This window comes from Pseudomonas sp. NPDC079367, from assembly GCF_044542195.1.
Lineage (GTDB): Bacteria > Pseudomonadota > Gammaproteobacteria > Pseudomonadales > Pseudomonadaceae > Aquipseudomonas.
Window position 1 is genome coordinate 98,072 of the sequence record NZ_JBITTW010000008.1, and the last position, 10,364, is coordinate 108,435.

Genomic DNA, 10,364 nt, shown 5'->3' on the forward strand with positions numbered 1-10,364 from the left:
TCACCAAGTCAAATGTCGGTGGCCAAGGCCCGTCCGTGGGCAAGCACATTGCTCCGCTCAAGGATGCTTACAGCATTGACGAGCTGAAGACCCTCGACGTGATCCTGACCTGCCAGGGCGGCGACTACACCAGCGAAGTATTCCCCAAGCTGCGCGAAGCCGGCTGGCAGGGTTACTGGATCGACGCGGCGTCGAGCCTGCGCATGAACGATGATGCAGTGATCATTCTCGACCCGGTCAACCGCAAGGTCATCGACCAGCAACTGGATGCGGGCACCAAGAACTACATCGGCGGCAATTGCACCGTCAGCCTGATGCTGATGGGCCTGGGCGGTCTGTTCGAAGCCGGTCTGGTCGAGTGGATGAGCGCCATGACGTATCAGGCGGCTTCCGGTGCCGGCGCGCAGAATATGCGTGAACTGATCAAGCAGATGGGCGCGACTCACGCCGCTGTCGCCGATCAACTGGCCGACCCGGCCAGTGCGATCCTCGACATCGACCGTCGCGTGGCCGACGCCATGCGCAGCGAAGCGTACCCAACCGAAAACTTCGGCGTACCGCTGGCTGGCAGCCTGATCCCATGGATCGACAAGGAACTGCCGAACGGTCAGAGCCGCGAGGAGTGGAAGGCTCAGGCCGAGACCAACAAGATCCTCGGTCGCTTCAAAAGCCCGATCCCGGTCGACGGCATCTGCGTACGCATCGGTGCCATGCGCTGCCACAGCCAGGCGCTGACCATCAAGCTGAACAAAGACGTACCGATCGCCGATATCGAAGGGCTGATCAGCCAGCACAATCCGTGGGTCAAACTGGTGCCGAACAACCGCGACATCAGCATGCAGGAGCTGAGCCCGACCAAGGTCACCGGCACTCTGAATGTCCCGGTCGGTCGTCTGCGCAAGCTGAACATGGGGTCGCAATTCGTCGGTGCCTTCACCGTCGGCGACCAGCTGCTGTGGGGCGCGGCCGAACCGCTGCGCCGCATGCTGCGGATTCTGCTGGAGCGTTGATCGCTTTAAGCAATGAAAAACCCGTGCCTTGAGAAAGGCGCGGGTTTTTTATGCCCGAAATTTGTCGGGTGAGTGTGCCGGCCTCTTCGCGAGCAAGCCCGCTCCCACATGGGAATGCAATTGAAGTGTGGGAGCGGGCTTGCTCGCGAAGGCGTCCGAACGGCCACCGCAAACCCTGCAGAAATTGCCTGCATGGCAGCCACCCGGTAAAGTGCCGCTCCCCCCGTTTTGCCAGAGGTAGCTCCATGACCCAGACTTTCGATATCGCCGTTATCGGCGCCACCGGTACTGTCGGCGAAACCCTCGTACAGATTCTCGAAGAGCGCGACTTTCCGGTCGGCAATTTGCACCTCTTGGCCAGCAGTGAATCGGCCGGCAGCTCGGTGCTGTTCCGCAACAAGAATGTGCGCGTGCGCGAGGTCGACGAGTTCGATTTCAGCAAAGTCAGATTGGCGTTCTTCGCCGCCGGCGCTGCGGTGTCGCTGAGCTATGCGGCGCGCGCCCATGCCGCCGGCTGCTCGTTGATCGACCTGTCCGGCGCCTTGCCGGCCGATCAGGCGCCGCAGGTGGTGCCGGAGGCCAATGCCGATATTCTCGCCAGTCTGAAAAGCCCATTCCAGGTCAGCAGCCCAAGCCCGTCGGCCACTGCGCTTGCCGTGGTGCTGGCGCCGCTGCTTGGTCTGCTCGATCTGCAATACGTCAACGTCAGCGCCAATCTGGCCGTTTCTGCGCAAGGTCGCGAGGCGGTCACCGAGCTCGCGCGACAGACCGCCGAACTGCTGAACATGCGCCCGCTGGAACCGACCTTCTTCGATCGGCAAATGGCTTTCAACCTGCTGGCGCAGGTCGGCACGCCGGATGCGCAGGGCCATACGCTGCTGGAAAAACGTCTGGTGCGCGAGCTGCGCCAGGTCCTGGCGAAACCTTTATTGAAGATTTCTGCCACTTGCGTTCAAGCCCCGGTGTTTTTTGGCGATAGCTTTAGCGTGACCTTGCAGTCGGGCAGCGCTGTTGACCTGGAAAAGGTCAACGCGGCGCTCGAGGCCGCACCGGGTATCGAACTGGTTGAGGCTGGCGATTATCCGACCGCAGTCGGCGATGCGGTGGGGCAGGACGTGGTTTATGTCGGCCGCGTGCGCAGCGGCGTCGACGACCCGGCGGAACTAAATCTTTGGCTGACGTCAGATAACGTACGCAAAGGCGCGGCGCTCAATGCCGTGCAACTGGCTGAGTTGTTGATAAAAGGCCTGCTGTAAAAGATACTTGGCAACAATTTGTCGACTGATTCTAGGTGAGCGCTATGCTTGCCCGGAGCGCGTCGATGACGAGTCACCCTCCGGGACTTTCCGGGGCAGCACAGAAATGATCGCGCGCGGCGACTTCCGTCGTCGCGTGCAATGCCTTACGGCAGCGATATTCAAAAGCTTCTCGCTGGCCGAGGAACGTTCAAACAAAGGATGAGGCTATGGTTCAAGTTCGCAAACTGGTGTTAGCAATAGCGGCCGCCTCGGCGCTGTCCTCCGGTATGGCGCATGCCCTCGGGCTCGGGGAGCTGACCCTGAAGTCGACCCTGAACCAGCCGTTGGTGGCTGAAATCGAGCTGCTCGACGTCAAGGATCTCACCGCCGCCGAGGTGGTGCCGAGCCTGGCTTCACCTGAAGACTTCGCCAAGGCAGGCGTTGATCGTCAGGCCTTTCTCAATGATCTGACGTTCACTCCGGTGCTCAACGCCAACGGCAAAAGCGTGTTGCGCGTGACGTCGAGCCAGCCGCTGTCGGAACCGATGGTGAAGTTTCTTGTGCAGGTGATGTGGCCCAATGGCCGCTTGCTGCGTGACTACAGCGTACTGCTCGATCCGTCGAAGTTCTCGCCGCAGACCGCTGATGCCGCCGCGCAACCGGCGCCGTCGCAGACCATCACTGCGCCGACCACTGGCGCTACCCATCGCAATCAGTACACCACCACCCCGCGCGACACCCTGTGGGAAATCGCCGCGAAAGCGCGCAATGGCGGCTCGGTGCAGCAGACCATGCTGGCGATCCAGGCACTCAATCCAGATGCATTCATCGACGGCAACATCAACCGTCTGAAGACCGGCCAAGTGCTGCGTCTGCCGGACCCGGTGCAAAGCACGGCGCTGCCGCAATCGGCCGCCATCGCTGAAGTGGCAGCGCAGAACGAAGCCTGGCGTCAGGGCCGTCGTTATGTGGCCAAGCCTGGCACCGGTCAGCAGCAGCTGGATGCGACCAATCGCGGCCGTGGCAATGCTGGTGCGGCGTCGAACACTCAGGACAACCTGAGCCTGGTCTCGGCCGAAAGCGCCAAGCCCGGCGCGAAAGGCCCGGCGGGCGACGCCAAGGCGCTGAGCAACAAACTGGCGATCACTCAGGAAAACCTCGACACGACCCGTCGTGACAACGAGGAACTGAAAAGCCGCATGGCTGATCTGCAGAGCCAACTGGACAAGCTGCAAAAGCTCATCGAGCTGAAGAACAATCAACTGGCGAAGATGCAGGCTGACGGCGCGGGCGCTGCGCCTGGCGCCAATGCTGCCGTGCCGCCGGTACCGGCGATTACTGCCGAACTGGCCGCGACTCCGCCAGCCACCCCGGCCGACGCTGCAGCGGCTTCACCCACCCCGGAATCGGCCATTGCGCCACCAGCGGAAACACCGGTTGAGCCGGTTGTCGAGCCAGTGGTCGAAACCACACCGGCTGCTGCTGACGATGACAAAGCTTTCAACGAACTGCTGACCAATCCGATCCTGCTCGGCCTGATCGGCGGCGGTGCGGTGGTTCTGCTGCTCCTGCTATTGCTGCTGGCGCGTCGCCGCAAAGCTCAGCAGGAAGCCGAAAAGCACCTGCGCATGGCCCGCGCTCTGGCTGAAGAGCAGGAGTTCTCCGCTGAGCAGGATCTGCCGGAAAGCAGTTTTTCGGGCCTGGAAACTCCGGCAGCCAGCGTCAAGCTCAATACGCCAGCTCCTGCTCCTGCTCCTGCACCGGTCGTTGCTCCGGTGGTGATGACCACTCCGATCGCCGCGCCTCTGGTGGCTCCGGCGGGTGAGCGCTCGGACGACGTGCTCGACAAGGCGCAATCGCACATCAATGCCGGTCGCCTGAACCAGGCCGCCGCGCTGCTGGAAGAAGGTGTCAGCCTCGAGCCGGAACGCAGTGATCTGCGCCTGAAACTGATGGAAGTCTACGGCCAGCAGGGCGATCGCGATGCGTTCGTCGCGCAAGAGCGTCAGTTGGTCGCCAACGGCGACAACTTTGCCAAGGTCGAAGCGCTGAAAAGCCGCTTCCCGGCCATGGCCGTGGTCGCTGCCGGTGGGCTTGCGGCTGCCGCCGTCGCCGCAGAGCTCGATGCGCAATACGTCAAGGAACTGCTGCAGGACGAGCCGCAAACGCCTGAGCCTGCGGCTGATGATCTGGACACCGCGTTCGATTTGAGCCTGGACGATCTCGACAACATCACCCCGGTCGACCCTGCGCCAGTGGTTGAGCCAGAAGCACCGGTCGAGCTGGATGCATTTCCGGCGGAAGACGATCTGAGTTTCGCATCGGTGCTGCAAGAACAGACCGAGATGAAAGAGAATCTCGACGATCTGTCGGACTTCGATCTGGACATGGATCTCGACGCCGAGCCATCGCCAACTACGCTGGCTGAAGATGACTTCCTGCTGGATCTGGATGACGGCGTGAAGGACTTGCCACCGGTCGAGACGCCGGTAGTTGCTGACGTGCCTCAGGACGATCTGGAGTTGCCTGCCGATTTCGACTTGTCGCTGGCCGACGAAATGGACAGCAACCCAGCCGCCGAGCCGGATGCCTTTGCGGCCGAGCTGGACGACGTCAACGCCGAGCTGGATCGCCTGTCGCAAAGCATGGCCGAACCGAGCTTCACTGAAGCGGACGCAGCGTTGGGTGATGATTTGGGCGAGGACGATTTCGACTTCCTCGCCGGTACTGACGAAGCGGCGACCAAACTCGATCTGGCTCAGGCTTATATCGACATGGGCGATGCCGACGGTGCGCGCGACATTCTCAACGAAGTCTTGACCGAGGGTGACGAGAAGCAGCGGGGCGAGGCCAAGGAAATGCTGTCCAGTCTGGCGTAAGTTCAGCGGTAAACAACAAGCGGCAGCCCGGTGGGGCTGCCGTTTTTGTTTGAGTCACTGGAATCAGAAAATCGCAGCCTTCGGCAGTTCCTGCAGAGGGCGCATTCCCGTGCAGGAGTTGTCGAAGGCTGCGATCTTTTGATCTGAAACTGGCATCCCCGGCCCACCGCCTTATAATGCCCGCCTTTGCAAAATCAGCAGGCTGGCCCACCTTGGCAAACATAGATAACCCGGTCGCCGAAATGGCGCCCGACGGCTTTTACCGCGTCGCGCTGGGCGTTGAGTATAAAGGCTCGCGTTACAGCGGCTGGCAGCGCCAACTGACCGGCGTGGCGACGGTGCAGGAAGAGCTTGAAAAGGCCTTGTCCAAAGTCGCCAATTCGCCGGTTTCGCTGCAGTGCGCCGGGCGTACCGACGCTGGCGTGCATGCGTGCGGTCAAGTGGTGCACTTCGACACCTTGGTCGATCGCTCGCTGAAAGCCTGGGTCATGGGCGCCAACATCAATCTGCCCCACGACATCAGTGTCAGTTGGGCCAGGGTCATGCCGGCACATTTTCACGCCCGCTTCAAAGCCATCGCCCGGCGTTATCGCTATGTGATCTATAACGATCAGATTCGCCCTGCGCACCTCAACGAAGAAATCACCTGGAATCACCGTCCGCTCGACGCTGCGCGCATGGCCGAGGCCGCGCAGTACCTGATCGGTACCCACGACTTCAGCGCGTTCCGGGCCGGTCAGTGCCAGGCCAAGTCGCCGATCAAGAAAATGCATCACCTGCGTGTGACTCGTCACGGCAAGATGATCGTGCTCGACATCCGTGCCAATGCTTTCCTTCACCACATGGTGCGCAATATTGCCGGTGTGCTGATGACCATCGGTGCCGGTGAGCGACCGGTGGAGTGGATGAAGGAAGTGCTTGAAAGTCGCGAGCGCCGCTCCGGCGGGGTGACTGCGCATCCATACGGGCTATATCTGGTGCAGGTCGAGTACCACGACGAATTCCCGTTGCCCGAGCGTTTTATCGGGCCACATTTCCTTACGGGTTTCTCCGAACTTGACGGCTGACGCCCTTGAACGCTTTTGTTACCATCCGGGACGTTTTCGGATTTTGCCTTGAGGTTTTCCTGCCATGTCAGCCGTTCGCAGCAAGATCTGCGGCATCACCCGCATCGAAGATGCGCTGGCCGCCGTCGAAGCCGGTGCCGATGCGATCGGTCTGGTGTTTTACGCCAAGAGCCCGCGAGCGGTGAATGTGCAGCAGGCGCGGGCGATCATCAAGGCGTTGCCGCCGTTCGTCACCACCGTGGGATTGTTCGTCAATGCCAGTCGTTGTGAGCTTGGAGAAATTCTCGATGCCGTGCCGCTGGATCTGCTGCAGTTCCATGGCGACGAAAGCGCGCAGGAGTGCGAAGGCTGGCACCGTCCCTACATCAAAGCGCTGCGTGTGAAAGCGGGTGATGACATTGCCGCTGCCTGCGATGCCTTTCCCGGCACCAGTGGCGTGCTGCTCGACACGTTTGTCGAAGGGGTGCCCGGCGGAACCGGCGAGGCGTTTGACTGGTCACTGATTCCGCAACACCTGAGCAAGCCGCTGATTCTGGCCGGTGGTCTGACCCCGCAGAACGTTGCCGACGCGGTAGCGCGGGTCAAGCCTTACGCAGTGGATGTCAGCGGCGGGGTAGAGGCGAGCAAAGGCATCAAGGATCACCACAAGATTCGCGCATTCATCAACGCGGTGCGCGGCAATACATCGCCGATGTGACGGCTGGCAGTCTGCCGCCGTCCATCAATGCACTTGCACAAAGCAGGCGCGGCTGAGGGTTGCTGAAGCGTACGCAGGTCATGTTTCGCGCTGACCGCGACCCTTTATCAACCATCGCCAACACATGAATTTAGCTCAAGGGCATACACGGGGCTGCGAACCAGAGCGTTCGGGCCGCCGGTACTGGAGAAAGAAAGCATGAGCAACTGGTTAGTAGACAAACTGATCCCTTCGATCATGCGCTCGGAGGTCAAGAAGAGCTCGGTGCCTGAAGGTCTATGGCACAAATGCCCATCCTGCGAGGCGGTGTTGTACCGGCCGGAGCTGGAAAAGACCCTGGACGTTTGCCCCAAGTGCAACCATCACATGCGTATCGGCGCACGTGCGCGCATCGACATCTTCCTCGACCCGGAAGGCCGCAACGAACTGGGTGCTGACCTGGAACCGGTTGACCGTCTGAAATTCCGCGACGGCAAGAAGTACAAGGATCGTCTGGTTGCCGCGCAAAAGCAGACCGGCGAAAAAGACGCGCTGATCTCGGTGAGCGGTACGTTGCTGGGCATGCCTGTAGTGGTTTCGGCGTTCGAATTCAATTTCATGGGGGGGTCCATGGGCGCCATCGTCGGTGAGCGCTTCGTTCGTGCTGCCAACTACGCGCTGGAAAACCGCTGCCCGATGATCTGCTTCGCCGCTTCCGGTGGCGCGCGTATGCAGGAAGCGCTGATCTCGCTGATGCAGATGGCCAAGACTTCGGCCGTGCTGGCACGTCTGCGTGAAGAAGGTATTCCGTTCATCTCGGTGCTTACCGACCCGGTCTACGGCGGTGTTTCCGCCAGTCTGGCGATGCTCGGCGACGTCATCGTCGGCGAGCCGAAAGCCCTGATCGGCTTCGCCGGCCCGCGTGTGATCGAGCAGACCGTGCGCGAGAAACTGCCGGAAGGCTTCCAGCGTAGCGAGTTCCTGCTGGAGCACGGCGCGATCGACATGATCATTCACCGTCAGGAGCTGCGCCCGCGTCTGGGTAACCTGCTGGCACAGATGACCGGTAAACCGACGCCGAAATTCGTCGCCGCGCCAATCGAGCCGATCGTGGTGCCGCCGGTGCCTGCCAACGTATGACCCAGCGCACCCTTGGTGAATGGCTCGCCTACCTCGAGCAGTTGCATCCGTCGGCCATCGACATGGGCCTGGAGCGTTCGCAACAGGTAGCGTCCCGCATGGGGCTGGGCCAGCCGGCGCCTCGGGTGATCACGGTCACCGGCACCAACGGCAAGGGGTCAACCTGCGCTTTCGTGGCTTCTTTGCTGCGTGCGCAGGGCCTGAGCGTTGGTGTCTACAATTCTCCGCACCTGCTGCGTTACAACGAGCGGGTGCAGCTCAATGGCGTCGAAGCCACTGACGCGCAGCTGTGCGAAGCCTTTGCTGCGGTCGAGGCGGGCCGCGGCGACACTTCCCTGACTTACTTCGAAATGGGCACCCTGGCGGCGTTCTGGCTGTTTCAGCAGTCTGCGCTGGACGCTGTGGTGCTTGAGGTTGGTCTGGGCGGGCGCCTGGACACGGTCAATGTGGTTGATGCCGATATCGCGCTGGTCACCAGCATTGGCGTCGATCATGCCGATTATCTGGGCGATACCCGCGAATCCGTAGCCTACGAGAAGGCTGGAATTTTCCGCCAGGGCAAGCCTGCTCTGTGTGGCGACCTGAATCCGCCGCAACCATTGCTCGACAAGGCACGTGAACTGGCGTGTCCGTTCTTCCTGCGTGGACGCGATTTCGATCTCGGCATCACTGACCAACATTGGCAATGGCGCGGCACCGATGTCCAAGGCCAATCGGTCGAATTGCGCGACCTGCCGCTGCTTGATCTGCCGATGGAGAACGCCGCGCTGGCGTTGCAGGCCTATCTGCTGACAGGTTTGCCCTGGAATGCCGAACAGATTGTCGCGGCGTTGCAGGCGACTCGCGTGGTCGGGCGCCTCGATCGTCGTTCGTTCGAATGGCACGGCAAGCGCCTGAATGTCCTGCTGGATGTTGGCCACAATCCGCATGCCGCTGAATACCTCGCTCGGCGTCTGGCGGCGCGGCCGCCAGCTGGCAGGCGCCTGGCGGTGTTCGGGCTACTGGCGGACAAGGATCTCGATGGTGTTGTTGGCGAGTTGAATGCTAGTGTCGCGCACTGGGCTGTCGCGCCGCTGGATTCGCCGCGCGCGCGCCCCGTGGCTGAGCTTGAGGCAGCGCTGCAGAACCTTGGTGCTTCGGTTGCGTCTTACGACAGCGTCGCGGCGGCTCTGGAAGGGCAGTGTGCGGTAGCTACCAGCGACGACGAGATTCTTTTGTTCGGATCATTTTATTGTGTCGCCGAAGCCCTTGAATGGCTGGCTCGGTGCTCCACGGAGGAAGCGGCAAATGGCTTTGCTGGATAAAGCGTACAAGCAGCGCATGGTTGGTGCGCTGGTGCTGGTGGCGCTGGCGGTGATCTTCCTGCCGATGCTGTTTTCCCGTCAGGACGAGCAGCGTCAGGTGACCGTCGAGGCCCCGGCTGCGCCTCAGCCTTCGGCCATGCCCCAAGTGCAAATGGACCCGGTTGCCGTTCCTGAGCCGCAGGCTTTGCCGCAAGAGCCTGTGCCGACTGACGAAGAAGTCGCTGAAGAAGCGGCGCCTGCTGCTCCGGCTGCTCCGGCGCCGACCATCCCTGCTCAAATTGCCCGGCCGGCAACGCCGCCGCCAGTGGCCAAGCCTATACCTGCGCCGGCCCAGCCGATCACCTCAGCCGCGAACAAGCCTGACGCTACGCAAAGCCGCGTCGATGCCAACGGTCTGTCGGTGAGCTGGTCGGTGCAACTGGCCAGTCTGTCGAGTCGTGCCAGCGCCGAAAGCCTGCAGAAAAACCTGCGCAGCCAAGGCTATAACGCCTACATTCGCTCGGCCGATGGCAAGAATCGGGTGTTCGTCGGGCCGCTGATCGAGCGCGCCGAAGCCGATCGTCTGCGCGATCTGCTGAGCCGACAGCAGAACCTCAAGGGCTTTGTTGTCCGTTTCCAGCCTGAACGTGGCTGAAATCTATCACCTCGATTGAAAAGCACTGACAATCGCAGCTTACCGACAGCCATGCGCTCTGCTAAAATGCGCCGCCTTATCCGTCTGTAGGCTGCACTGTGCCATTTACCTGGGTTGACTGGGCGATCGTTGCAATCATCGCCATCTCCGCTTTGATCAGTCTGAGCCGCGGCTTCGTAAAGGAAGCGTTATCGCTGCTGACCTGGATCATCGCAGGAGCGGTTGCCTGGATGTTTGGTGGCTCACTGTCCGAGTACCTCGCCGGATACATCGAAACCCCATCGGCTCGCGTCATCGCGGGCTGTGCCATCATGTTTGTCGCCACACTGATCGTGGGCGCAATGATCAATTATCTTATCGGCGAGTTGGTTCGCGTCACCGGGTTGTCCGGGACCGATCGATTCCTCGGCATGGCA

The 10,364-nt window shown here is 61.4% G+C and carries 8 protein-coding genes and 1 pseudogene (1 of these 9 cut by a window edge); all 9 read left to right on the forward strand.

Features of this window, described 5'->3' with window-relative positions:
• Nucleotides 1–1,010, forward strand: a pseudogene (gene asd, locus ACIGDJ_RS10630) (aspartate-semialdehyde dehydrogenase) (it extends 43 nt beyond the left edge of the window).
• A gap of 245 nt (nucleotides 1,011–1,255) precedes the next feature.
• Nucleotides 1,256–2,266 (forward strand): aspartate-semialdehyde dehydrogenase, encoded by a 1,011-nt coding sequence (locus tag ACIGDJ_RS10635; RefSeq protein WP_101160004.1) that lies wholly within the window; start codon nucleotides 1,256–1,258, stop codon nucleotides 2,264–2,266.
• A 209-nt stretch (nucleotides 2,267–2,475) separates the two neighbouring features.
• Nucleotides 2,476–5,127: a FimV/HubP family polar landmark protein gene (locus tag ACIGDJ_RS10640; RefSeq protein WP_397479072.1), complete on the forward strand. Its 2,652-nt coding sequence runs from the start codon at nucleotides 2,476–2,478 to the stop codon at nucleotides 5,125–5,127.
• Between the two features lie 242 nt (nucleotides 5,128–5,369).
• On the forward strand, nucleotides 5,370–6,194 hold the full coding sequence (gene truA, locus ACIGDJ_RS10645) for a tRNA pseudouridine(38-40) synthase TruA (protein WP_178081218.1): 825 nt from the start codon (nucleotides 5,370–5,372) through the stop codon (nucleotides 6,192–6,194).
• A gap of 64 nt (nucleotides 6,195–6,258) precedes the next feature.
• A complete protein-coding gene (locus ACIGDJ_RS10650; RefSeq protein WP_101159999.1) occupies nucleotides 6,259–6,891 on the forward strand; it encodes a phosphoribosylanthranilate isomerase in 633 nt (210 codons plus the stop codon).
• 198 nt (nucleotides 6,892–7,089) lie between these two features.
• Nucleotides 7,090–8,010 carry an acetyl-CoA carboxylase, carboxyltransferase subunit beta gene (gene accD / locus ACIGDJ_RS10655; protein WP_016773939.1) on the forward strand — a complete coding sequence of 307 codons (921 nt, stop codon included), beginning with the start codon at nucleotides 7,090–7,092 and terminating at the stop codon, nucleotides 8,008–8,010.
• A complete protein-coding gene (folC, locus tag ACIGDJ_RS10660) occupies nucleotides 8,007–9,314 on the forward strand; it encodes a bifunctional tetrahydrofolate synthase/dihydrofolate synthase (protein ID WP_397479073.1) in 1,308 nt (435 codons plus the stop codon). The genes accD and folC overlap by 4 nt, the downstream gene beginning before the upstream one ends.
• Nucleotides 9,298–9,948, forward strand: coding sequence for an SPOR domain-containing protein (locus ACIGDJ_RS10665; protein ID WP_101159996.1), 651 nt, complete (start codon nucleotides 9,298–9,300; stop codon nucleotides 9,946–9,948). The genes folC and ACIGDJ_RS10665 overlap by 17 nt, the downstream gene beginning before the upstream one ends.
• 98 nt (nucleotides 9,949–10,046) lie before the next feature.
• Nucleotides 10,047–10,364: CvpA family protein (locus ACIGDJ_RS10670; protein ID WP_397504552.1), on the forward strand; the 318-nt coding region annotated here is incomplete at its 3' end.